The sequence below is a fragment of the Burkholderia sp. KCJ3K979 genome (assembly GCF_016759955.1).
In the GTDB taxonomy this organism is placed as follows: Bacteria; Pseudomonadota; Gammaproteobacteria; order Burkholderiales; family Burkholderiaceae; genus Burkholderia; species Burkholderia orbicola.
In genome coordinates, this window is record NZ_JACFYV010000025.1 from 22,498 (window position 1) to 44,873 (window position 22,376).

The following is a 22,376-nucleotide window of genomic DNA, read 5'->3' on the forward strand; positions in this document are numbered from 1 at the left end:
CCGGCCCGTTTTGCATTCATCCACGCCCGTTGCTCGTGTCCGATTCCGCTGTGTCCCCGTTCATTCCCGCGCCGCTCCAGTGCGGCCGCTTCGAACTGACGTTCGAACGCCCGCTCGTGATGGGCATCCTCAACGCCACGCCCGATTCGTTCTCCGACGGCGGCCGCTTCCTCGCGCGCGACGATGCGCTGCGCCAGGCCGAGCGGATGATCGCCGACGGCGCGGATCTGCTCGACATCGGCGGCGAATCGACGCGCCCTGGCGCGCCGCCGGTGCCGCTCGACGAGGAGCTCGCGCGCGTGATTCCGCTCGTCGAGGCGCTGCGGCCGCTGAACGTGCCGCTGTCGATCGATACCTACAAGCCGGCCGTGATGCGCGCGGCGCTGGCCGCCGGCGCGGATCTGATCAACGACATATGGGGGTTCCGCCAGCCGGGCGCGATCGATGCGGTGCGCGACGGCAACAGCGGCCTGTGCGCGATGCACATGCTCGGCGAGCCGCAGACGATGCAGGTCGGCGAGCCCGACTACGGCGACGTCGTGACCGACGTGCGCGATTTTCTCGCTGCGCGCGCCGAGGCGCTGCGCAACGCGGGGGTGGCGGCGGAGCGCATCTGCGTCGACCCCGGCTTCGGGTTCGGCAAGGCGGTCGTCGACGACAACTATGCGCTGCTGGCCGCGTTGCCGGACACGGCGCCCGCGCGCCCCGACGGGCGCGCTTATCCGATTCTCGCGGGCATGTCACGCAAGTCGATGCTCGGTGCGGTGATCGGCGGCAAGCCGCCGATGGAACGCGTCGCGGCGAGCGTGGCGGCCGCGGTGTGCGCGGTCGAGCGGGGCGCCGCGATCGTGCGCGTGCACGACGTCGCGGCGACGGTCGATGCGCTGAAAGTATGGAATACCGTGCGCGCAGCCGCACGGCAACGATAAGCAAGTCAGAAAGACGAAGGAGGAAGGACTCATGGGACGTCGATATTTCGGCACGGACGGCATTCGCGGCACGGTGGGCGAAGCGCCCATCACGCCGGACTTCGTATTGCGCCTCGGCTACGCGGCCGGCAAGGTACTGGCCGGCTCGGCCGACGTCGCGGCAGGCTCGCGTCCGACGGTGCTGATCGGCAAGGACACGCGCGTGTCGGGCTACATGCTCGAAGCCGCGCTCGAGGCCGGCTTCTCGGCGGCCGGCGTCGACGTGATGCTGGCCGGCCCGATGCCGACGCCCGGCGTCGCGTACCTGACGCGTGCGCTGCGCCTGTCGGCCGGTGTGGTGATCAGCGCGTCACACAACCCTTATCACGACAACGGGATCAAGTTTTTCTCGGCTGACGGCAACAAGCTGCCCGACGACACCGAAGCCGCGATCGAAGCGTGGCTCGACAAGCCGCTCGAATGCGCGCCGTCCGACGGGCTCGGCAAGGCGCGTCGCCTTGACGACGCGGCCGGCCGCTACATCGAGTTCTGCAAGAGCACGTTTCCGGCCGCGTTCGACCTGCGCGGCCTGAAGCTCGTGATCGATTGCGCGCATGGCGCCGCGTATCAAATTGCACCGCACGTGTTCCACGAACTCGGCGCGGACGTCATCCCGATCGGCGTCGCGCCGAACGGCTTCAACATCAACGACGGCGTCGGCGCGACTGCGCCGGACGCGTTGGTGCGCGCGGTGCGGGCGAACCATGCCGATCTCGGCATCGCGCTCGACGGCGACGCCGACCGCCTGCAGGTCGTCGACGCGACCGGCCGCCTGTACAACGGCGACGAACTGCTCTACGTGCTCGTGAAGGACCGGATCGCGACCGACGGCAAGGTCGACGGCGCGGTCGGCACGCTGATGACGAACCTCGCGGTCGAAGTCGCGCTGCAGCGCGAGGGCGTGAAGTTCGTCCGTGCGGCGGTCGGCGACCGCTACGTGCTCGAGCAGTTGCGCGAGCACGGCTGGCAACTCGGCGCGGAAGGGTCGGGCCACATCCTGTCGCTCGACCGGCATTCGACCGGCGACGGCATCGTGTCGGCGCTGCTCGTGCTGGCGGCGCTCAAGCGCAGCGGCCGCACGCTCGCGCAGGTGCTCGACGGCGTCACGCTGTTCCCGCAGAAGCTGATCAACGTGCGGATGAAGCCGGGTGCCGACTGGAAGGGCAGCGCGTCGATTCGCGCCGCGATCGATGCCGCCGAAGCCGCGCTCGCCGGCAGCGGGCGCGTGCTGATCCGCGCATCGGGCACGGAGCCCGTGCTGCGCGTGATGGTCGAAGCGCAGCAGGCGGCCGATGCGGTGCGCCATGCGGAGACGATCGCCGACGCGGTGCGGGCGGCAACGACCTGACCAGCGGCAGGCGCGCGCGGCGGTCCGGCCGCCCGCGCGCCGGCTTCCGGCGAATTCGCATGCGGCGCCTTCGGGCGCCGTCGTTTTTGTCAGACGCAAAGGTTTGCCATACCTATAAGTAACGCACTTCGGCAAACGCATTATTCCGATCTCATCAGGTATCCGACCCCACGATTTCAGCGACCGCGAAACAGGCTTCCCGCCCGGCTGACGCTGCGCTACGATGCGTCAGCACGCCCTCGAAGACAGGCGTCGTCCCCATCCCTCCGCGCCAGGCAATTCTTGCCGCCACCGCCGCTCCGTCGTCCCGACGCGCCGCCCGATATTCCCTTTCAACCAGTCATGTTACTGTCACGCCAGTTTCATCGATTGTCACATTACCGTCATGAGCAGCCCCTAACCTTCGCGGTGCCGTAGTCATCCGCTCACACACTGGAGGTCTCATGAAATTGATGCAAACCGCGATTGCCGGCCTGGCTGGCGCGCTTTTCGCCGTCGCCGCCCACGCTGCCGACATCACGGGCGCAGGTAGCACGTTCGCGATGCCGATCTATACGAAATGGGCTGCGGACTACCAGCAGTCCGGCGGTTCGAAGGTCAACTACCAGGGCATCGGCTCGTCGGGCGGCCTGAAGCAGATCGTCGCGAAGACGGTCGATTTTGCCGGTTCGGACGCTCCGCTGAAGGATGAAGAACTCGCGAAGGAAGGCCTGTTCCAGTTCCCGACGGTGGTCGGCGGCGTGGTGCCGGTCGTCAACGTGCCGGGCGTGAAGGCCGGCGAACTGACGCTGTCGGGCCCGGTGCTCGGCGACATCTACCTCGGCAAGATCAAGAAGTGGAACGACCCGGCGATCGCCGCGCTGAACCCGAAGCTCAAGCTGCCGGATACGGACATCGCCGTGGTCCGCCGCGCTGACGGCTCGGGCACGAGCTTCATCTGGACGAATTACCTGTCGAAGGTCAACGACGAGTGGAAGTCGAAGATCGGCGAAGGCACGACGGTCAACTGGCCGACGGGCACGGGCGGCAAGGGCAACGACGGCGTCGCGGCCTTCGTGCAGCGCCTGCCGGGCGCGATCGGCTACGTCGAGTGGGCGTACGCGAAGAAGAACAACATGACCTACACTGCGCTGAAGAATTCGACGGGCACGGTGGTCGAGCCGAAGACGGAAACGTTCAAGGCCGCAGCGGCAGGCGCGAACTGGTCGAAGTCGTTCTACCAGATCCTGACGAACCAGCCGGGCAAGGAAGCGTGGCCGGTCGTCGGCGCGACGTTCGTGCTGCTGCACGCGAAGCAGGACAAGCCGGAGCAGGGCGCGGAAACGCTGAAGTTCTTCAGCTGGGCGTTCAAGAACGGCGAGAAGGCTGCCGACAGCCTCGACTACATCTCGCTGCCGGCGACGGTCGAGACGGAAATCCGCAAGCAGTGGAAGACGAAGGTGACGGACGCTTCGGGCAAGCCGGTCGCCGCCGAGTAAGCCATCCAGCGGTTCGCTGCCCGGCCGTGCCGGTCGGGCAGTGTGTGCGGTAAAGCCGGGCGTTACGGCGCCCGGCGATCAAAAGCAGGCACCCATGTCTGATATTTCATACACGTCCTCCCGGTCGCCCGACAGCGCGCAGCAGCGCGCGCCGAGCCGTCTCGGGGATGTCCTGTTCGGCGGCCTTGCGCGGCTGGCCGCGATCGTGACCCTGCTGCTGCTGGGCGGGATCATCGTTTCCCTGATCATTGCGTCGTTGCCGACCATCCAGAAGTTCGGCGTCGGCTTCCTGTGGCAATCCGAGTGGGACCCCAACTCGGACATCTACGGCGCACTCGTGCCGATCTACGGCACGATCGTGACGTCGCTGATCGCACTCGTCATCGCAGTGCCGGTCAGTTTCGGCATCGCACTGTTCCTCACCGAGCTGGCGCCCGTGTGGCTGCGCCGTCCGCTCGGCATCGCGATCGAGCTGCTCGCCGCGATTCCGTCGATCGTGTACGGCATGTGGGGTCTGCTCGTGTTCGCGCCGATCTTCGCCGAATACTTCCAGAAGCCGCTCGGCCGCCTGCTCAAGGACGTGTGGGTGCTCGGCCCGCTGACGTCCGGCGCGCCGATCGGCATCGGCATCCTCGCGGCCGGCGTGATCCTCGCGATCATGATCATCCCGTACATCGCATCGGTGATGCGCGACGTGTTCGAGGTCACGCCGGTGCTGCTGAAGGAATCGGCATACGGGATCGGCTGCACGACCTGGGAAGTGATGTGGAAGGTCGTGCTGCCCTACACGAAGACCGGCGTGATCGGCGGCGTGATGCTCGGCCTCGGCCGCGCGCTCGGCGAAACGATGGCCGTGACCTTCGTGATCGGCAACACCAACCTGCTCGACAGCGTGTCGCTGTTCGCGCCGGGCAACAGCATCACGTCGGCGCTCGCGAACGAATTCGCGGAAGCGCAGCCGGGCCTGCATACGTCGGCGCTGATGGAACTCGGCCTGATCCTGTTCGTGATCACGTTCATCGTGCTGTCCATCTCCAAACTGCTGCTGCTTCGTCTCGAGAAGGGAGAGGGCAAGAAATGAGCGAGCCCATCATGAATTTCCCGGGGCCGGACGGCGCCGCGCTCGACGCGATGCGCAACCGCCTGCAGCGCAAGCGCAAGGCCGTCAACGCGATCGCGCTCACCGCGTCGCTCGGCGCGATGGCGTTCGGCCTGCTGTGGCTCGTGTGGATTCTCTACACGACGGTGCATCTCGGCGTCGGCGGCCTGTCGCTGCAACTGTTCACCGAATCGACGCCGGCGCCGAACACCGAAGGCGGCGGCCTCGCGAACGCGATCGTCGGCAGCCTGCTGCTGTGCGGCTTCGGCACGCTGGTCGGCACGCCGATCGGTATCCTCGCGGGCGTCTATCTCGCCGAATACGGGCAGAAGAACCTGCTGGCCAGCACGATCCGCTTCATCAACGACATCCTGCTGTCCGCGCCGTCGATCGTCATCGGCCTGTTCGTGTACGCGATCGTCGTCGCGAAGTCGGGGCGCTTCTCGGGCTGGGCCGGCGTGATCGCACTGGCGCTGCTGCAGATCCCGATCGTGATCCGCACGACCGAGAACATGCTGAAGCTCGTGCCGAATGCGCTGCGCGAAGCGGCCGTCGCGCTCGGCACGCCGAAGTGGCGCATGGTGCTGAAGATCACGCTGCGCGCATCGGTTGGCGGGATCGTGACGGGCGTACTGCTCGCGGTCGCGCGGATCGCCGGCGAAACGGCGCCGCTGCTGTTCACCGCGCTGTCGAACCAGTTCTTCTCGTGGGACATGAGCCAGCCGATGGCGAACCTGCCGGTCACGATCTACAAGTTCGCGATGAGCCCGTTCGCGGAATGGCAGTCGCTCGCGTGGGCGGGCGTGTTCCTGATTACGCTCGGGGTGCTCGGACTGAACGTCCTGGCGCGCTCGATCTTCTCGAAAAAGTAACGGCGGAGCAATCCGATGAATATGGCAGAAAGCCACCTGAATCCCGTCGAGCGCACCGCTGCGCCCGCCGGCACGCAAGACGCGGCGCACGGCCGTCCGCTCGCGCCGCTGAACGCGAAGATCGAGGTCAACAACCTCAACTTCTTCTACAACAAGTTCCACGCGCTGAAGAACATCAACCTGCGCATTCCCGAAGGGAAGGTGACGGCGTTCATCGGCCCGTCGGGCTGCGGCAAGTCGACGCTGCTGCGCACGTTCAACAAGATGTTCGCGCTCTATCCGGAGCAGCGCGCCGAAGGCGAAATCCTGATGGACGGCGAGAACCTGCTGACGACGAAGCGCGACATCTCGCTGCTGCGCGCGCGGATCGGCATGGTGTTCCAGAAGCCGACCCCGTTCCCGATGTCGATCTACGACAACATCGCGTTCGGCGTGAAGATGTTCGAAAAGCTCACGCGTTCGGAAATGGACGACCGCGTCGAGTGGGCGCTCACGAAGGCCGCGCTGTGGAACGAAGTGAAGGACAAGCTGGGCCAGAGCGGCTACGGGCTGTCGGGCGGCCAGCAGCAGCGTCTGTGCATCGCGCGCGGCATCGCGATCCGTCCGGAAGTGCTGCTGCTCGACGAGCCGTGCTCGGCGCTCGACCCGATCTCGACGGGCCGCATCGAAGAGCTGATCGCGGAGCTGAAGAGCGACTACACGGTCGTGATCGTCACGCACAACATGCAGCAGGCCGCACGCTGCTCGGATTACACGGCCTACATGTACCTGGGCGAGCTGATCGAGTTCGGCGAGACCGAAAAGATCTTCATCAAGCCGGTGCGCAAGGAAACGGAAGACTACATCACCGGCCGCTTCGGCTGATGACGGAGAACAACAACCATGTCGGATAAACATCTGTCGAGCCAGTTCGACGCGGACCTGAATGCCGTGTCGTCGAAAGTGCTGGAAATGGGCGGACTCGTGGAGTCGCAGATCGTCGGCGCGATGCGCGCGCTGAACGAATTCGATCGCGATACGGCCGAGAAGGTGATCGCGGCCGAGGAAACGCTGAACGCGATGGAAGTGGACATCGACCAGGAATGCGGCAACATCATCGCGCGGAGACAGCCTGCCGCACGTGACCTGCGTCTTTTGATGTCGATTTCGAAAACGATTACGAACCTCGAGCGCGCCGGCGACGAGGCAGAGAAGATCGCCAAGCGCGTGCGCCGCCTGGTCGACGAGCCGGCCGCGCGTGCGGTCAACATCGCCGAGATCAAGGTGTCGGGCGAGATGGCCGTGACGATCCTGCGCCGCGCGCTCGACGCGTTCGCGCGCCTCGATACGGTGGCCGCCGCGCAGATCGTCAAGGACGACAAGGAAATCGACATGGAATTTCGCGCGTTCGTGCGCAAGCTCGTGTCGTACATGCAGGAAGATCCGCGCACGATCTCGGTCGGCCTCGACTACCTGTTCATCGCGAAGGCGATCGAACGGATCGGCGACCACGCGAAGAACATCGCCGAATTCATCATCTACATCGTGAAGGGCACCGACGTGCGGCACCAGCCGCGCGACACGCTCGATCGCGAAGCCAACAGTTAATCGACTCCATAGGAAGAACAGAGGTGCCGATGCCCAGCAACATTCTCGTCGTTGAAGATGAGCCCGCGATTTCCGAACTGATCTCGGTGAATCTCCAGCACGCCGGTCACTGCCCGATCCGCGCTTACAACGCCGAACAGGCGCAGAACCTGATCAGCGACGTGCTGCCCGATCTCGTGCTGCTCGACTGGATGCTGCCGGGCAAGTCCGGCATCGCGTTCGCGCGCGACCTGCGCAACAACGAACGGACCAAGCACATCCCGATCATCATGCTCACCGCCCGCGGCGACGAGCAGGACAAGGTGCTCGGCCTCGAAATCGGCGCGGACGACTACGTGACGAAGCCGTTCTCGCCGAAGGAACTGATGGCGCGCATCAAGGCCGTGCTGCGCCGCCGCGCGCCGCAGCTGACCGAGGACGTCGTGTCGATCAACGGACTGCGCCTCGACCCGGCCACGCATCGCGTCGCCGCGCACGGCGACGGCAGCGAGATCAAGCTCGATCTCGGCCCGACCGAGTTCCGCCTGCTGCATTTCTTCATGACGCATCCGGAGCGCGTGCACAGCCGCACGCAGCTGCTCGACCAGGTGTGGGGCGACCACGTGTTCGTCGAGGAGCGTACCGTCGACGTGCACATCAAACGATTGCGCGCGGCCTTGAAACCGGCCGGCTGCGATGCGATGATCGAAACCGTGCGCGGCAGCGGCTACCGCCTCGCCAAGCACGCGTAACGTATTCGGGCATGCCGCGTGCCGCGGCGTGCCGTTCCTTCTTTCGGACGCTGAATCATGAACATCATCTGGGCGCGCTTTCTGGTGTCGCTCGTGCTGCTCGTGCTGATCGGCGTATTGGTCGGCGTCTTCGCCGGCCCGACCGCGGGCCTCGTGTTCGTGGTCGTGATGCTGGTCGCGCAGGGCTTTTTCAGCACCTTCCATACGCAGCGTCTGTGGCGCCTGCTCGATGCGCCCGTCTACGGCGAGGTGCCGAGCGCGCCGGGCATCTGGGGCGAGATCTACTATCGGCTGCACAAGCTCGCGAAGCAGTGGCATGCGCAGGTGCGGCAGGTCGAACAGCAGCACTCGCGTTTCATCCAGGCGATCCAGGCCTCGCCGAACGGTGTCGCGATGCTCGACGACCATGACCAGATCGAGTGGTGCAACGCGATCGCCGAAGTCCATTTCGGCCTCGATGCGAAGCGCGACCTGCGCCAGCACATCACGAACCTGGTGCGCCATCCCGATTTCGTCCGCTACCTCAATGCGCAGCATTACGACGAGACGCTGCTGATGCGCGGCATGGGCGACTCGCGGCAGAACGTGCTGGCCGTGCAGGTGTTTCCGTACGGCGAGAACCGCAAGCTGCTGCTCACGCAGGACATCACCGAGCTCGAACGCACCGACGCGATGCGGCGTGACTTCGTCGCGAACGTGTCGCACGAGCTGAAGACGCCGCTCACGGTGCTGTCGGGTTTCCTGGAGACGATGCGTGAGCTGCCGCTGAACGAGGAGGACCGCGCGCGCTATCTCGACATGATGGAGCAGCAGGCGTCGCGCATGCGGCACATCGTGACCGACCTGCTGGTGCTCGCGAAGCTGGAAGGCGAGAGCAAGCCGCCAGTCGATCACGCGATCGACATGCGGGCGGTGTTCGATCATCTGAAGGAGGATGCGCAGACGCTGTCGAACGGGCATCACGACATCGCGTTCTCGATCGACGAGACGCTCGGCGTCACGGGGGCTCAGACGGAGTTGTTCAGCGCGTTCGCGAATCTCGTCACGAACGCGATCCGCTATACGCCGGACGGCGGCAAGATCGTCGTGTCGTGGCGGCGCGAGGGCGCGCAGGGCGTGTTTTCCGTCACGGACAGCGGCTTCGGGATTCCGGCCGCCGACCTGCCGCGGCTCACCGAGCGCTTCTACCGGGTCGACCGCAGCCGTTCGCGCGATACCGGCGGCACGGGCCTCGGGCTCGCGATCGTCAAGCACGTGCTGCAGCGGCACGATGCGCATCTGTACGTGCAGAGCGAGGAAGGACGCGGCAGTACGTTCACCGCGCGGTTCCCGGGCTCGCGCGTCATCGCGATCCGGCCGGCTGCTTACGAAGCATGATCGCGTAGCGTTCCGGCGTTGAAAAAGCAGCCCGCGGGCTGCTTTTTTTCATGGCGATGCGTCGGCGCGATCTGCATCGCGCCGACGGTTCACGAACAGAACTTCGCGAGCAACCCGAGCTGGGCGTTGCGGATCGTCTTGCCGGTGCGGCGCCGGCGATAGTGGCCGTCGCTGTGCATCTGCCATGCCGACTGGTTGTCGCCGAGGCACACCGACAGCCCTTCGGCGATCACGCGCCGCTTGAGCTTGCGCTCGCGGATCGGGAACGCGACTTCGACGCGGCGGAACAGGTTGCGGTCCATCCAGTCGGCGCTCGACAGATAGACGTCCTCGGCGCCGCCCGCATGGAAATAGTAGATGCGGTGGTGTTCGAGGAAGCGGCCGACGATCGAGCGCACCGTGATGTTTTCCGACAGCCCCGGCACACCGGGCTTCAGCGCGCAGACGCCGCGCACGATCAGGTCGACCTTGACGCCGGCCTGCGACGCTTCGTACAGCGCGGCGATCACCGACGGTTCCAGCAGCGCGTTCATTTTCGCGACGATGCGCGCGCGCTTGCCGGCCTGCGCATTGTCGATCTCCGCGCGGATCGACTCGATGATGCGCGGATGCAGCGTGAACGGCGACTGCCACAGCTCGTGCAGCGTCAGTTCGCCGCCGATCCCGGTCAGTTGCTGGAACACGTGATGCACGTCCTCGCAGATCTTCTGGTCGGCCGTCATCAGCCCGAAGTCGGTGTAGAGGCGTGCGGTGCGCGGATGGTAGTTGCCGGTGCCGAGATGCGCGTAGCGGCGCAGCGACGCCTTGCCGGCCTGGACGACGCGTCGCACGATCAGCATCATCTTCGCGTGGCACTTGTGGCCGACCACGCCGTACACGACATGCGCGCCGACGGCTTCGAGCTGCGACGCCCAGTTGATGTTGGTTTCCTCGTCGAAGCGCGCGAGCAGCTCGACGACGACGGTCACTTCCTTGCCGTTGCGCGCGGCTTCCATCAGCGCGTCCATCAGCGGCGAGTCGGTGCCGGTGCGATAGATCGTCTGCTTGATCGCGACGACGCTCGGGTCTCTCGCGGCCTGCTGCAGCAGTTCGAGCACGGGCTGGAAGCTCTCGTACGGGTGGTGCAGCAGGATGTCGCCGGCGTCGATCGCGTCGAACATCGTCGGCGCGTTGGCGATTACCGCGGGGGTCGATGCGGTGAACGGCGTGAACTTCAGGTCCGGGCGGTCGACGAGGTCGGGAATCTGCATCAGGCGCACGAGGTTCACGGACCCGGCCACGCGGTAGCAGTCCTTGTCGCCGAGTTCGCTTTCCTCGAGCAGGCGCCGCACGATGTGCAGCGGCGTGTCGGCCGACACTTCGAGGCGCACCGCGTTGCCGAGGTGGCGCGCGGGCAGTTCGCCCTGCAGCGCGACACGCAGGTTCGTGATTTCGTCTTCGTCGACGAACAGCTCGCTGTTGCGCGTGATGCGGAACTGGTTGCAGCTTTTCACGACGAGTTGCGGGAAGAGTTCGCCGACGAAGCGCTGCATGAACGAGCTCAGCAGCACGAAGCCGTGCTCGAAACCCGACAGCGCATGCGGCATGCGCACGACGCGCGGCAGTGCTCGCGGCGCCTGCACGATGCCCATCACGGCCTGGCGGCCGAACGCGTCGCGGCCTTCGAGCTCGACGACGAAGTTCAGGCTCTTGTTCAGCACGCGCGGGAACGGGTGGGCCGGATCGAGGCCGATCGGCGTCAGCACCGGCAGCAGTTCGTCGAGGAAGTAGCGTCGCGCCCATTCGAGTTGCTCGTCGTTCCACGAGTCGCTCGCGTGGAAGTAGATGCCTTCCTGTTCGAGCGCCGGCAGCACGGTTTCGTGCAGCATCGTGTACTGTCGATGCACGAGCCGCTGCGCGCGTTCGACGACGAGATCGTAAGCGTGCTGCAGCGACATGCCGTCGGGCGTCAGCGCGCCGGGGTTGTCGCGGATCTGCTCCTGCAGGCCGGCCATCCGGACTTCGAAGAATTCGTCGAGGTTGCTGCTGGTGATGCAGATGAAGCGCAGGCGCTCGAGCAACGGGACTTGCGGATCGGCCGCCTGGGCCAGCACGCGCTCGTTGAAACCGAGGATGCCGAGTTCACGGTTGAGAAGCGGGTAACGGACGGACATCGGCAGAGTAGGAGGTAATTCAGGCGATGATTCGAAAGGACGCTCGGAAACTCTCACGGTACGATGACGTGCTGATGACAATAATGGTTTTATATCGGGAAATTCTACGCCGTAACCCTTTCGTCGCATAAATGTTTCGGCTATATGGAATCGAGCAGTGTGCATGCCCGTGAAGCGTGGCAACGGCAAGCGTTCCACGCTTAAAATGTCGCCTTTGATTGATCGCCCGCGGTTGCCGGAGGAACGGCTGCTGCGGAAGAACGCGCACGGAGCCCCCTTCTGATGGTTACAACTCCCCACTTGCTGGCTGCCGTGGATCTCGGCTCGAACAGCTTCCGGCTGATCGTCGGGCGCGTCGAGGAAACGCCGGCGGGCAGCCAGATCTATCCCGTCGACGCGCTGCGCGAGCCGGTTCGGCTCGCCGCGGGCCTGTCGAGCGACAAGATGCTCGATCGCGCGTCGCAGGAGCGTGGCTGGGAGGCGCTCAAGCGGTTCGGCGAGCGCCTGCGCGATTTCCATCCCGATCATGTGCGCGCGGTGGCGACCAACACGCTGCGCGTCGCGAAGAACGCCGCCGAATTCCTCGGCGAGGCCGAGGCGGCGCTCGGGTTCCCGATCGAAGTGATCGCGGGCCGCGAAGAGGCGCGCCTGATCTATGCGGGCGCCGCGCACTCGGTGCCGGCGAGCGCCGGCAAGCGGCTCGTCGTCGACATCGGCGGCGGCTCGACCGAATTCATCATCGGCTCGCACTACACGCCGATCGTGATGGAGAGCCTCTATATCGGTTGCGTGAGCCATAGCCGCACCTTCTTTCCGGCCGGCAACGTCGACGAATACACGATGCGGCAGGCCGAACTCGCGGCCAAGCGCGAGATCCAGATCATTTCGAGCGAATACAAGAAGGCTGGCTGGGACCAGGCGATCGGCTCGTCCGGCACCGCACGCGCGCTCGCCGAGCTCGTCGAGGCGAACGGCTTCAACGATCCGGGCATCACGCACGGCATTTCGCGCGGCGGCCTGGAGCGGCTGAAGCGCGCGCTGATCAAGTCGGAGAACGTCAACCGGCTGAAGCTGATCGCGCTGAAACCCGACCGCGTGCCGGTACTCGCCGGCGGCCTGGCGATCATGCTGGCGGTGTTCGAGGAGCTGGGCGTCGACTACGTCGACACGACCGACGGCGCGCTGCGCCTCGGCGTGCTGTACGACCTGCTCGGCCGGACCCAGCACGAGGACATGCGCGCGGTGACCGTCGAGGGTTTCACGCGCCGCTACGGCGTCGATCGCGCACAGGCCGAGCGGATCGGGGCGCTCGCCGCGCGTTTCTACGACGAGCTCGAGGAAGACGACGAGGAAGCGCGCGAGGAAGGGCGGATGTTCCTCGGCTGGGCGGCCGCATTGCACGAGATCGGCCTGTCGATCTCGCACAGCGCGTATCACAAGCATTCGGCCTATATCGCGAGCAACGCGGACATGCCGGGTTTTTCGCGTACCGACCAGGCGCGGCTTGCCGCGCTCGTGCTCGGCCATGCGGGCAAGCTCGGCAAGCTCTCGCAGGCGCGGGAGGTCGAATGGCCGCTGCTGTTCTGCCTGCGGCTCGCGGCGCTGCTGTGCCGGCGCCGGACCGATGCGGGGCTGCCAGACATTTCCGTTTCGCAGATGAAGAAGGGCGGGTACGAGGTGCGTCTGCCGAGTGCCTGGGTCGAGCAGAACCCGTTGACCGACTACAGCCTCAGCCAGGAGGCGGCGGAGTGGGAGAAGGTCGGTATCCCGTATCGCGTGGTTTATACCGGCGCGTGACGGGCGATAGCGGGCCCGGGAGGTGCTCCGGGCGCCGGGTGGATAGCGGGGAGGCACCCGTCAGGCGCGGCGCAGGACGATCGTCGGGGGTCGCGCAACGCGGGTGCCGACGGTCGGCTCAATCCGACGAGCAGACGATCGCGGTCAGGAACGGGAACGCCTGCTTGACGGTTGCATCGCTGCCGGCCTTGCGTACGGCTTCCTCGACCGCGCTCTTCGTGCCGCGCACGACGACGCCGTAGGCCCAGTCGCCGATCGGCGTGCCGTCGCCCGGCCGGAAGATCGGATCGTTCGCCTGGTAACCGAGCACGACGTAGACGCCGAAGCCGTAGGCCGTCAGCGAGCGGTTCGTGCGGAACGCGTTGACCGAATTCGATTCGACGTGCATCGGCTCGGACTGGATGTCGCCGGCGGCGAGCAGCGGCGCGACGAACTTGTGGCCGGTCGAATGACAGTCGAGCGCGTCGTCGAGCGTTTTCGCCGACGCGGCGCCGGCGGTGGTCGCGAGTACGAGCAGCGACGCGCAGAGAGCTGGCTTGAGAACGTTGTTTTTCATGCGCGGTTGCGGGTTGTTTCACACGTATTATCGCGTGTTCCAGCAAGTTCCGTGCGCGGGCCTCGTGGTGGAGGCGTGGGTGCGTCGACGCGGCGGTTGAGCCGGGCTTGGCCCGCATCGCGGCGAGCCCGGAAAACGGCGGACGATTCAAGGGCCGGTAAAAAACACCCGTAAACGGAAAAAGGGGCTACGGTGTTCAACCGTAACCCCTTGATTCCTTGGTCGGAGCGATAGGATTCGAACCTACGACCCTCTGATCCCAAATCAGATGCGCTACCAGGCTGCGCTACGCTCCGACGAGCCAAAGATAATAACGTCGAACGGCCGCATCGGTCAATCACGATATGCGGGTAAATGCCGCGGCGGCGAGCGGTCCGCGATTTGCGACAATTCACAGGATGATCGGCCGCCCCCCACGCATGCGCGCGCGGGCGCTCGCCGAAGCAAGGAGAACATCATGATGAACCTGATCCTGTGGCGCCACGCCGAAGCCGAAGACTACGCGACGAGCGATCTCGCGCGCCAATTGACCGTGCGCGGCCGCAAGGATGCGCAGGCGATGGCCAAATGGCTGCGCGGCCGGCTCGAGACGAATACCGTGATTCTCGCGAGCCCGGCGGCGCGCACCGTGCAGACCGTCGAGGCGCTGACCGACCAGTACCGGACCGTCGACGCCCTCGCGCCAGGCGGCAGTGTCGACGACGTGCTGGCGGCGGCCGGTTGGCCGGACGGTATCGCACCGACGGTCGTGATCGTCGGCCATCAGCCGACGCTCGGCAGCGTGGCCGCGCAGCTGGTCGCCGGCGGCGACGACAACTGGAGCATCAAGAAGGGCGGAATCGTGTGGCTGGCGAGCCGCACGCGCGACGGCAGCCGGCAGGCCGTATTGCGGGCGGTTTTGACGCCGGAACTGGTGTAAAGCCCGCCTGAATTGGTTTGAAGGGATTGATCGTACGGTTTCGCAAGCTTTCTGCTAAAGTCAATTCGGCGACACGTCATTGAAAGGACACGGTCGTGCCACATAACGGTCACGGCCGGTTACTACATTGGCGGGCATGTCGTCCTATTCCTTACGACCAGGAAAGCCTAATGCGAGAACTGCCGACGCCTACGCTCCCTTTTGCCTCGCTGCCCCTCGACACGTCGCGACGCCACCTGCCGCGCGCCAGTGAAACCGTCACATCGGAGTATCGCCTGCGCGCCGCATGGGCGCGTACGGAAGACGAATTGCGCGAAGCCCAGCGCCTGCGCTACAGCGTGTTCGCCGAAGAGATGGGCGCGCAGGTCAGCGGCCCGTCCGGTCTCGATGTCGATCCGTTCGACGTGTATTGCGACCACCTGCTGGTCCGCGATCTCGACACGCTGAAAGTCGTCGGTACGTACCGCGTGCTGCCGCCGCACCAGGCGGCGCGTGTCGGCCGCCTGTACGCCGAAGGCGAATTCGACCTGTCGCGCCTCACGCACCTGCGCGGCAAGATGGTCGAGGTCGGCCGCTCGTGCGTGCACAGCGACTACCGCAGCGGCGCCGTCATCATGGCGCTGTGGGGCGGTCTGGGCGCGTACATGATGCAGAACGGCTACGAGACGATGCTCGGCTGCGCGAGCGTGTCGATGGCCGACGGCGGCCACTACGCGGCGAACCTGTACCAGTCGCTGTCGGCGAGCTCGCTGACGGCGCCCGAGTATCGCGCATTCCCGCACACGGCCCTGCCGGTCGATGAACTGCAGACGGGCACCGTCGTCGCACCGCCGCCGCTGATCAAGGGTTACCTGCGTCTCGGCGCGAAGATTTGCGGCGCCCCGGCCTGGGATCCCGACTTCAACTGCGCGGATTTCCTGACGCTGTTCCGTCTGTCGGACATCAACGCGCGCTACGCCCGCCACTTCCTGGGCTGAGCGATCCGAATCGCGCCGCACCTCCGAGGCGGGGCGCACGCAAGCAAACGCCGTCGCGCGGTAGCTGCCGCACGACGGCGTTCGTGTATCCGGTCCGTGTCTGCGTATCGGGCCCCGATAATTTCAGAGACACGCAACGACCACCGTGCCGCAGGGCGGCACGGCTGGGACGGCCCGTGGGAGGGCCGGACGACAGCGGCGCGCTCAGTGCTTGCGCCGCCAGTCGAGCAGGTGGTGTTCCGCCATCCAGTGGTGGATCATCCCTTCGCCTTCGTGGCTGCGCTTGTATTCGCGCGACTCGAAGTACGACAGCGCGACCAGCACCATCAGACCGATGAACAGGCCGATCAGGCCCGCAATTTCCTCAGACGACATGGCAGCCTCCTTTCAACGGCACAGCGCCATGCGTACATAGTAGGACATGCGCGGCGCAACCCCGAAACCGGATTTCCGCTAGACTCGGCGCGGTCCCGGCGTGCGATGGGCGCGCCGTTTTCCGGAGCCCTACCTGATGACCCGTTTCGTGCTGGCCGTGCTGGCCGCATCCCTTCTTGCCGCCTGCAGCAGCGATCCTCGTCAGGCCCGCCGCGGTCACCCGCCGGAAGATCCGGCCGACTATCACGGCGTGCCGACCGACATGACGCCGCCGTCGATGCTCGACGCGCCGCCGCCGAAACCCGTGCAGTAGCAGTAACGGTCGGCCGGGCCCGTAGTCACGCGCGGGCCGCGGGCGCGGCCTGCGGTTCGGCGCCAACGCGCCGCAACAGCGCCGGCAGGTAACGCGCGAGCGTCGCGCCGCGCGCCGCCATGAACAGCAGCAGCGCGAACCAGAGGCCGTGATTGCCGAACGTGCCGACAGTGGCGAGCGTGGCCGCGACGAAAATCGACAACGACACGACCATCGCGCGCATCAGCGATTGCGTCTGCGTGGCGCCGATGAACACGCCGTCGAGCAGGAAACCCCAGACCGACACGATCGGCGAGATCGCGGCCCACGGCAGGTAGCGCAGCGCGACGGCGCGGATCTCGGCCTGGTCGGTCAGGCGCGCAACGATCCAGCCGCCCGCCGCCCAGTAAACGAGCGCGAACAGCAGCGCGCCGAGTGCCGACCAGAACAGCGTGACGCGCACGGCTTGCCGGAAGGCGCGGCGATCGCGCGCACCGGCCGCCGCGCCGACGAGCGCCTCGGCCGCATGCGCGAAGCCATCGAGGCCATACGCCATGAAGGTCTGGAAATTCAGCAGTAGCGCATTCGCGGCGAGCGTCGCGTCGCCTTGTTTCGCGCCGAGATGCGCGAACCAGCCGAACGCGCCGAGCAGGCACAGCGTGCGCAGGAAGATGTCGCGATTGAGCACGATCAGCCGCTTGAGCGCGACGCGGTCGGCAAGCGCGCGTACCGCGAGCGGTGCAAGGCCGCGCGGCCGCAGCCGCCACAGCATCCACGCACCGAGCGCGAAGCCGCACGCGTCCGCGGTGGCGGTGGCGGCACCGATGCCGGCGATGCCCCAGCCGAAGCCGTACACGTAGAGCAGCACGGCACCGATGTTCACCGCGTTGATGAACACCTGCGCGACGAGTGCGAGCCGGACGCGCTGTACGCCCAGCAGGTAGCCGAGCACCACGTAGTTCGCGAGCGCGAACGGTGCGCTCCAGATCCGTGCGTGGCTGTATGCGAGCGCCGTCGCGCGGACGGCATCGCTGCCGCCGAGCGCGGACAGCGCGAACGACAGCAGCGGCACCTGCAGCGCCAGCACCGCGGCGCCGAGCGCGAACGCGACGATCAGCGCGCGCAGCAGGTTCAGGCGGATTCCGGCGGCGTCGCCGGCGCCATGCGCCTGCGCGACGAGGCCGGTCGTCCCCATCCGCAGGAAGCCGAAGCCCCAGAACACGAAATTGAAGAACAGCCCGCCGAGCGCGACGCCGCCGAGATATTGCGTCCCGTCGAGGTGGCCGGCGACGGCCGTGTCGACGGCGCCGAGGATCGGCTGGGTCAGGTTCGCAAGGACGATCGGGAACGCGAGCGCGAGGACGCGCCGATGCGTGACGGCGGCCGACGTGCTGCCGGCCCCGAGCGGTAAGGCGGATCCGGACATGACGGATGCGTCAGGCGCGTTCCTGCACGCAGACCCACGGCGAGACGACGACCGCCCACAGCTCCGGATTGCGCGCCGCGTAGTCGGCGGCGGTTTCGGCCGGCATGCGCGCGACGAGGCCGGACGACAGCCAGCGCGTAACCTGTTCGGCATCGTCGCTGGCAACCGCTTCCGCGACGCTGACGAGATCGAGGTCGCGCGCGATCGACAGCAGCTTGCCCTGCGCGAAGAAGCGTTCGAGATCGCACCAGTCGATCTTGGCGGTTTCGCCGAGGAGTTTGGCGTAGAGCGGGCTGTGCGACGCGCCCGCGGCGTGTTGATCAGAGGACATCGGTTTCTTGGAAAGACTGCGTGGCGCCACTATAAACCATCCGGCCGGGCGGGCCGAGCGGCAGCGGGGCGCTCACGCGTCGCGCAGCGCGCGCCGGACGATCTTGCCGGTCGCGGTCATCGGCAGGGCGTCGACGAACGCGATCGCGCGCGGGTACTCGTGGGCGGCGAGCCGCGTGCGCACATGTGCCTGCAGCGCGCCGACGAGCGCGGCGTCGCCGACGTGGCCGGGGTTCAGCACGACGAACGCCTTGACGATCTCGGTGCGCGTCGCGTCGGGCACGCCGACGACGGCGGCCATCCGCACCGCCGGATGCGTGAGCAGGCAGTCCTCGATCGGGCCGGGGCCGATCCGGTAACCGGCGCTCGTGATCACGTCGTCGTCGCGGCCGACGAAGCGCACGAAGCCGTCGGCGTCGATCGTGCCCGTATCGCCGGTGAGCAGGTAGTCGCCCGCGAACTTGTCGCGCGTCGCGTCGGCGTTGCGCCAGTATTCGAGAAACATCACCGGGTCGGGGCGGCGCACCGCGATGCGGCCTTCGACGCCGGGCGGCAGCGGCGTGCCGTGCGCATCGACGATCGCGACCGCATGACCGGGCACCGCCTTGCCGATCGCGCCGGGCCGCGCATCGAACAGCGCCGCGCACGACGACAGCACCATGTTGCATTCGGTTTGCCCGTAGAACTCGTTGATCGTTACGCCGAGCGCATCGCGGCCCCATGCCGTCAGTTCGGTGCCGAGCGATTCGCCGCCGCTCGCGACCGATTTCAGCGCCAGCGTGTGGCGTTCGCGCGGCGCCACGACGGCGCGCATCAGCTTCAGCGCGGTGGGCGGCAGAAAGGCGTGGGTGACGCCGTGCCGCGCCATCAGCGCGAACGCCGCGTCGCCGTCGAATTTCTCGAAGCGGTGCGCGAGCACCGGCACGCCGTGATGCCATGACGGCAGCAGCACGTCGAGCAACCCGCCGATCCATGCCCAGTCGGCGGGCGTCCAGAACAGGCGCGCGTCGCGCGGGAAGCACTGCTGCGACATCTCGACGCCCGGCAGATGGCCGAGCAGCACGCGATGCGCGTGCAGCGCGCCCTTCGGTTTGCCCGTCGTGCCGGACGTGTAGATGATCAGCGCCGGATCGTCTGCGGCCGTATCCACCGGCACGAAATCCGGCGCCTCGGCGGCGAGCGCCGCATCGTAGCGCAGCACGCCGGGCACGTCGGGCGCATCGTCGCCGATGCAGTAGACGGTATGCAGCGCCGGCAGTTGCGCGCGCAGCGGCGCGATCTTCGCGTAACCGGCCGAGTCGGTGACGAGCGCGGCCGCCTCGCTGTTCGCGAGCCGGTACTCGAGCGCATCGACGCCGAACAGCGTGAAGAGCGGTACCGCGATCGCGCCGAACTTGTACGCGGCCAGGTGTGCGATGGCCGTTTCGGGGCCTTGCGCGAGAAAGATGCCGATCCGGTCGCCGCGCCGCAGGCCGGCACGCGCAAAGCTGTTCGCGAGCCGGTTAGAAGCATGCTTCAGGTCGTCGAACGTGAGGCGGGAAACGTCGCCTTGCGCCGTTTCGTGGATCAGCGCGACGCGTCCGCTGCCGTCGGCCCATTTGTCGCACACGTCCACGCCGATGTTGTAGCGCGCCGGAATGTCCCAGCGGAAGCGGGAGAGGAGGTGATCGTAGCGGTCGGCGGCGGGCAGCATCGCGTGCTCTCCTGGTGTCGAGCGTGGCGTCGGGTGAACGGCTTACATCAGGATTTCACGCAGACGAATCCACAATGGTGTTTGCTGATAGGGAATGTTCGGACTCGTCCAATAGGCAAGGCTCAGTGCACGATTCCACAATGACGCATAAGATCAAGACAAAACAGTGGTGTGACCATGGATTTGCTTCTGATAGCTGCGGGGTTCAGCCTGATCGGAATCGGGGTGCTGGTGGCGTTTGCTCGTCACGTCGATCCGTTGTCCGGCCGTTTCACCGGACGTCTGCGCAAGCGCTGACTTGATGTGTTCCGTTTTCGCCGCGACGACACGCGATGCGCGCCGGCATCGCGTGTCGTCTGTCGTGCGCTCAGCGCGCCGGCAGGTAGCGTGACGGATCGATCGAGCGGCCGCCGTAGCGCAGCTCGAAATGCAGTGCGACACGATCGCTGTCGCTGTTGCCCATCTCGGCGATCGATTGCCCTTGCGTGACCGACTGGCCTTCCTTCACCAGCAGCGCGCGATTGTGCGCGTAGGCCGTCAGGTAATCGGCGTTGTGCTTCAGGATGATCAGGTTGCCGTAGCCGCGCAGCCCGTTACCGGCATAGACCACGACACCCGGCGCGGCCGCGACCACCGGCGTGCCCGGCGAATTCGCGATGTCGATGCCTTTCGATTTCGAGCCGTCGAACGTGCGCACGACGTTGCCGGCCGCCGGCCAGATCAGCGCAATGCTCGTGGCCGGCTTCACGGCCGATTCGACCGGTGCGGAAGGCGCCGGGCGCGCACGGCCGGCGCTGCCGGTGCCGGTGGTCGACGGCGTCGATGCGGTGGTCGTGCCGGGCGGCGGCGCGACGCGCAGCACCTGGCCGACTTCGATCGCATCGGGGTTCGTCATCTGGTTCCAGCGCACGATGCTCTGTACCGACGTGCGGTTGTCGCGCGCGATCTTGTAGAGCGTGTCGCCACGCTCGACGCGATAGAACCCGGGGCCGACGGGCGCGGAGCCGCACGCGACGAGCAGCGCGGCGCAGGCGGCTGCGAAGAGTCGCTTCGTTGTTGTTCCGAACATTGAACCTCGCAAGACCCTGCCGCGCGTGACGCGGCAGGCAACACAAAACGTCCGATTTTAACGGGTTCGACCCGCGCACCGCAGTTTCGGGCGCTGGCGCTGCTGTCGCGCCCGCATCGGTGCGGGTCGAATCAGCCGGCCAGCGGGGTCACGCGGATTCGCAGCGTGGCCGTTTCGGTCGCACCCGGCGCGAGCATGCGCAGCCCGAGGCCGTTGTGGATCGCATCGGGCAGGCCGAGCCACGGCTCGACGCAATAGAAGTCCGAATCCGGCTTTTCGGTCCAGGTGGTGACCGCGTACCACGGGATCGAGCCTGGCACGTCCAGCGCGATCTCGATCGTGCGGCGGCGGCCCGGCATCACGATGCGCACTGGCGTGGGCGGCGTACCGTCGAGGCAGTGGAAGCGGTCGAGGATGTCCGGATCGTCGAGGCGGTAGCGGGCTTCACCTGGTTCGAGCGGGCTGATCGAGCCGTCCGCGCGCTGCTGGCAACGGCGGGTCGGCGGCAACTCGAGGAGGGTGTCGGCCCGCTCGCCGTGCGGCAGCGCGAAGTAGAAATGGTGGCCGGCGTAGTAGGGCAGCGGCGTGTCGCCGCGATTGGTCGTCGTCAGCGCGACGTCGAGCGTATGCGCGTCGGCCAGCCGGTACGTGGTGTCGAACCGGAAATCGAACGGGTAGCTCGCGCGCAGCGCGTCGTTCGCGTCGAGCGTCATCGACAGCGCGGCGCCGTCGGCCGACGGCTGCGCGTCGAACGGCAGATCGCGCGCGAAGCCGTGCATCGGCAAGTCGCGGACCACGCCGGCGGCGTCGCGCCAGCGGCCGATCTCGCCGTCGACGCGGTGGCGGCCGAGGAACGGGAACAGCAGCGGATTGCCGCCGCGCACGCGGGCGAGGTTGCTCCAGTCGGCGGTTTCCGGCCAGAAGATCACCGGTTCGCCATCGACGTGCCAGGACAGCAGGCGGCCGCCGAATTGCGGGGCGACCCGGACGAGCGACGGGCCGGCGTGAAGTTCGTGAATGTCGTGTTGCTGGAAGATCGGCATGGCGAATCGGGTTGGGCGGGTGACGGGAGCAACGGGCGTTCCATTATCGGGCCGCAGTCGGTCGGGGAAAACCCTTCTCGGGAAATTGCGAGTTTTTAACATTGTCGACGGTCGCGATAATGCCTCTAAACCGGTGATGTTGCCGGGTCATGACACTTCGTGGAGGGGGCCATGGATCTGGCAATGGCAATGGGAATCGCACTGTTCGGCATGTTTACCGGCAGCACGGTATTATTTTTCTATCAGCTCGGCCGCTGACGGCAATTTCTGCCGAAGTCGACAGGCC

21 protein-coding genes and 1 tRNA gene are annotated in these 22,376 nt (G+C 66.6%); 13 read left to right on the plus strand and 9 right to left on the minus strand.

Annotation, left to right across the window (positions count from 1 at the left end; genetic code table 11):
- Positions 1-35 precede the first annotated feature (35 nt).
- The 9 genes from folP (at position 36) to phoR (ending at position 9,460) form a co-directional block, all read left to right on the plus strand.
- Complete coding sequence (folP, locus tag H3O04_RS08850; RefSeq protein WP_034196692.1) at positions 36-929, plus strand: dihydropteroate synthase; 894 nt, start codon at positions 36-38, stop codon at positions 927-929.
- A gap of 31 nt (positions 930-960) precedes the next feature.
- Positions 961-2,316 (plus strand): phosphoglucosamine mutase, encoded by a 1,356-nt coding sequence (gene glmM / locus H3O04_RS08855; RefSeq protein ID WP_011545088.1) that lies wholly within the window; start codon positions 961-963, stop codon positions 2,314-2,316.
- Positions 2,317-2,759: 443 nt separating this feature from the next.
- On the plus strand, positions 2,760-3,794 hold the full coding sequence (gene pstS, locus H3O04_RS08860) for a phosphate ABC transporter substrate-binding protein PstS (protein WP_023475514.1): 1,035 nt from the start codon (positions 2,760-2,762) through the stop codon (positions 3,792-3,794).
- A 94-nt stretch (positions 3,795-3,888) separates the two neighbouring features.
- The gene (gene pstC / locus H3O04_RS08865) at positions 3,889-4,875 is read left to right on the plus strand and encodes a phosphate ABC transporter permease PstC (protein WP_023475515.1); all 987 of its coding nucleotides are present in this window, start codon (positions 3,889-3,891) and stop codon (positions 4,873-4,875) included.
- Positions 4,872-5,765, plus strand: coding sequence for a phosphate ABC transporter permease PstA (pstA, locus tag H3O04_RS08870; RefSeq protein ID WP_011545091.1), 894 nt, complete (start codon positions 4,872-4,874; stop codon positions 5,763-5,765). The genes pstC and pstA overlap by 4 nt, the downstream gene beginning before the upstream one ends.
- A gap of 15 nt (positions 5,766-5,780) precedes the next feature.
- Positions 5,781-6,629 carry a phosphate ABC transporter ATP-binding protein PstB gene (pstB, locus tag H3O04_RS08875; protein WP_006490515.1) on the plus strand — a complete coding sequence of 283 codons (849 nt, stop codon included), beginning with the start codon at positions 5,781-5,783 and terminating at the stop codon, positions 6,627-6,629.
- An 18-nt stretch (positions 6,630-6,647) separates the two neighbouring features.
- Positions 6,648-7,352 (plus strand): phosphate signaling complex protein PhoU, encoded by a 705-nt coding sequence (phoU, locus tag H3O04_RS08880; RefSeq protein WP_006476334.1) that lies wholly within the window; start codon positions 6,648-6,650, stop codon positions 7,350-7,352.
- 29 nt (positions 7,353-7,381) lie between these two features.
- Positions 7,382-8,083 carry a phosphate regulon transcriptional regulator PhoB gene (phoB, locus tag H3O04_RS08885; protein WP_006750313.1) on the plus strand — a complete coding sequence of 234 codons (702 nt, stop codon included), beginning with the start codon at positions 7,382-7,384 and terminating at the stop codon, positions 8,081-8,083.
- 57 nt (positions 8,084-8,140) lie between these two features.
- Positions 8,141-9,460: a phosphate regulon sensor histidine kinase PhoR gene (phoR, locus tag H3O04_RS08890; RefSeq protein ID WP_006476332.1), complete on the plus strand. Its 1,320-nt coding sequence runs from the start codon at positions 8,141-8,143 to the stop codon at positions 9,458-9,460.
- 89 nt (positions 9,461-9,549) lie between these two features.
- Here the strand turns inward: phoR and ppk1 are convergent, their stop codons facing one another.
- On the minus strand, positions 9,550-11,613 hold the full coding sequence (gene ppk1, locus H3O04_RS08895) for a polyphosphate kinase 1 (RefSeq protein WP_202587511.1): 2,064 nt from the start codon (positions 11,611-11,613) through the stop codon (positions 9,550-9,552).
- A gap of 282 nt (positions 11,614-11,895) precedes the next feature.
- Here ppk1 and ppx point away from each other — a divergent pair, with 282 nt between their 5' ends.
- On the plus strand, positions 11,896-13,410 hold the full coding sequence (gene ppx / locus H3O04_RS08900; RefSeq protein ID WP_011545094.1) for an exopolyphosphatase: 1,515 nt from the start codon (positions 11,896-11,898) through the stop codon (positions 13,408-13,410).
- Between the two features lie 118 nt (positions 13,411-13,528).
- Here the strand turns inward: ppx and H3O04_RS08905 are convergent, their stop codons facing one another.
- Together H3O04_RS08905 and H3O04_RS08910 are read right to left on the minus strand one after the other, a co-directional pair.
- A complete protein-coding gene (locus H3O04_RS08905; protein WP_006476329.1) occupies positions 13,529-13,966 on the minus strand; it encodes a hypothetical protein in 438 nt (145 codons plus the stop codon).
- Between the two features lie 219 nt (positions 13,967-14,185).
- Positions 14,186-14,262 (minus strand) — tRNA-Pro (locus H3O04_RS08910).
- Positions 14,263-14,423: 161 nt separating this feature from the next.
- Here H3O04_RS08910 and sixA point away from each other — a divergent pair.
- Positions 14,424-14,885 carry a phosphohistidine phosphatase SixA gene (sixA, locus tag H3O04_RS08915; protein ID WP_011545096.1) on the plus strand — a complete coding sequence of 154 codons (462 nt, stop codon included), beginning with the start codon at positions 14,424-14,426 and terminating at the stop codon, positions 14,883-14,885.
- A gap of 170 nt (positions 14,886-15,055) precedes the next feature.
- Complete coding sequence (locus tag H3O04_RS08925; protein ID WP_011694249.1) at positions 15,056-15,862, plus strand: GNAT family N-acetyltransferase; 807 nt, start codon at positions 15,056-15,058, stop codon at positions 15,860-15,862.
- A 204-nt stretch (positions 15,863-16,066) separates the two neighbouring features.
- On the opposite strand, the gene H3O04_RS08930 is transcribed toward H3O04_RS08925, so the two are convergent.
- Positions 16,067-16,237 (minus strand): hypothetical protein, encoded by a 171-nt coding sequence (locus tag H3O04_RS08930; protein WP_006476323.1) that lies wholly within the window; start codon positions 16,235-16,237, stop codon positions 16,067-16,069.
- Positions 16,238-16,373: 136 nt separating this feature from the next.
- Between H3O04_RS08930 and H3O04_RS08935 the strand changes: the two genes are divergently transcribed.
- Complete coding sequence (locus H3O04_RS08935) at positions 16,374-16,550, plus strand: hypothetical protein (protein ID WP_175682797.1); 177 nt, start codon at positions 16,374-16,376, stop codon at positions 16,548-16,550.
- Positions 16,551-16,575: 25 nt separating this feature from the next.
- On the opposite strand, the gene H3O04_RS08940 is transcribed toward H3O04_RS08935, so the two are convergent.
- From H3O04_RS08940 to H3O04_RS08960, 5 genes are all read right to left on the minus strand, one after another.
- Positions 16,576-17,955: an MATE family efflux transporter gene (locus H3O04_RS08940; RefSeq protein ID WP_202587512.1), complete on the minus strand. Its 1,380-nt coding sequence runs from the start codon at positions 17,953-17,955 to the stop codon at positions 16,576-16,578.
- 10 nt (positions 17,956-17,965) lie between these two features.
- Positions 17,966-18,286 carry a DUF2288 domain-containing protein gene (locus tag H3O04_RS08945; protein ID WP_012328256.1) on the minus strand — a complete coding sequence of 107 codons (321 nt, stop codon included), beginning with the start codon at positions 18,284-18,286 and terminating at the stop codon, positions 17,966-17,968.
- 72 nt (positions 18,287-18,358) lie between these two features.
- Positions 18,359-19,978: an acyl-CoA synthetase gene (locus H3O04_RS08950; protein WP_023475520.1), complete on the minus strand. Its 1,620-nt coding sequence runs from the start codon at positions 19,976-19,978 to the stop codon at positions 18,359-18,361.
- A 367-nt stretch (positions 19,979-20,345) separates the two neighbouring features.
- On the minus strand, positions 20,346-21,047 hold the full coding sequence (locus H3O04_RS08955; RefSeq protein WP_006476318.1) for a peptidoglycan DD-metalloendopeptidase family protein: 702 nt from the start codon (positions 21,045-21,047) through the stop codon (positions 20,346-20,348).
- A gap of 131 nt (positions 21,048-21,178) precedes the next feature.
- Positions 21,179-22,090: an aldose epimerase family protein gene (locus H3O04_RS08960; RefSeq protein ID WP_202587513.1), complete on the minus strand. Its 912-nt coding sequence runs from the start codon at positions 22,088-22,090 to the stop codon at positions 21,179-21,181.
- Positions 22,091-22,376: the final 286 nt, after the last annotated feature.

Excerpts from the sequence above, each read along its gene's own strand:
- glmM (WP_011545088.1), top strand. The coding sequence starts at position 961 with ATGGGACGTCGATATTTCGGCACGGACGGCATTCGCGGCACGGTGGGC.
- pstS (WP_023475514.1), top strand. The coding sequence starts at position 2,760 with ATGAAATTGATGCAAACCGCGATTGCCGGCCTGGCTGGCGCGCTTTTC.
- pstC (WP_023475515.1), top strand. The coding sequence starts at position 3,889 with ATGTCTGATATTTCATACACGTCCTCCCGGTCGCCCGACAGCGCGCAG.
- pstA (WP_011545091.1), top strand. The coding sequence starts at position 4,872 with ATGAGCGAGCCCATCATGAATTTCCCGGGGCCGGACGGCGCCGCGCTC.
- pstB (WP_006490515.1), top strand. The coding sequence starts at position 5,781 with ATGAATATGGCAGAAAGCCACCTGAATCCCGTCGAGCGCACCGCTGCG.
- phoU (WP_006476334.1), top strand. The coding sequence starts at position 6,648 with ATGTCGGATAAACATCTGTCGAGCCAGTTCGACGCGGACCTGAATGCC.
- phoB (WP_006750313.1), top strand. The coding sequence starts at position 7,382 with ATGCCCAGCAACATTCTCGTCGTTGAAGATGAGCCCGCGATTTCCGAA.
- phoR (WP_006476332.1), top strand. The coding sequence starts at position 8,141 with ATGAACATCATCTGGGCGCGCTTTCTGGTGTCGCTCGTGCTGCTCGTG.
- ppk1 (WP_202587511.1), bottom strand. The coding sequence starts at position 11,613 with ATGTCCGTCCGTTACCCGCTTCTCAACCGTGAACTCGGCATCCTCGGT.
- ppx (WP_011545094.1), top strand. The coding sequence starts at position 11,896 with ATGGTTACAACTCCCCACTTGCTGGCTGCCGTGGATCTCGGCTCGAAC.
- H3O04_RS08905 (WP_006476329.1), bottom strand. The coding sequence starts at position 13,966 with ATGAAAAACAACGTTCTCAAGCCAGCTCTCTGCGCGTCGCTGCTCGTA.
- sixA (WP_011545096.1), top strand. The coding sequence starts at position 14,424 with ATGATGAACCTGATCCTGTGGCGCCACGCCGAAGCCGAAGACTACGCG.
- H3O04_RS08925 (WP_011694249.1), top strand. The coding sequence starts at position 15,056 with ATGCGAGAACTGCCGACGCCTACGCTCCCTTTTGCCTCGCTGCCCCTC.
- H3O04_RS08930 (WP_006476323.1), bottom strand. The coding sequence starts at position 16,237 with ATGTCGTCTGAGGAAATTGCGGGCCTGATCGGCCTGTTCATCGGTCTG.
- H3O04_RS08935 (WP_175682797.1), top strand. The coding sequence starts at position 16,374 with ATGACCCGTTTCGTGCTGGCCGTGCTGGCCGCATCCCTTCTTGCCGCC.
- H3O04_RS08940 (WP_202587512.1), bottom strand. The coding sequence starts at position 17,955 with ATGTCCGGATCCGCCTTACCGCTCGGGGCCGGCAGCACGTCGGCCGCC.
- H3O04_RS08945 (WP_012328256.1), bottom strand. The coding sequence starts at position 18,286 with ATGTCCTCTGATCAACACGCCGCGGGCGCGTCGCACAGCCCGCTCTAC.
- H3O04_RS08950 (WP_023475520.1), bottom strand. The coding sequence starts at position 19,978 with ATGCTGCCCGCCGCCGACCGCTACGATCACCTCCTCTCCCGCTTCCGC.
- H3O04_RS08955 (WP_006476318.1), bottom strand. The coding sequence starts at position 21,047 with ATGTTCGGAACAACAACGAAGCGACTCTTCGCAGCCGCCTGCGCCGCG.
- H3O04_RS08960 (WP_202587513.1), bottom strand. The coding sequence starts at position 22,090 with ATGCCGATCTTCCAGCAACACGACATTCACGAACTTCACGCCGGCCCG.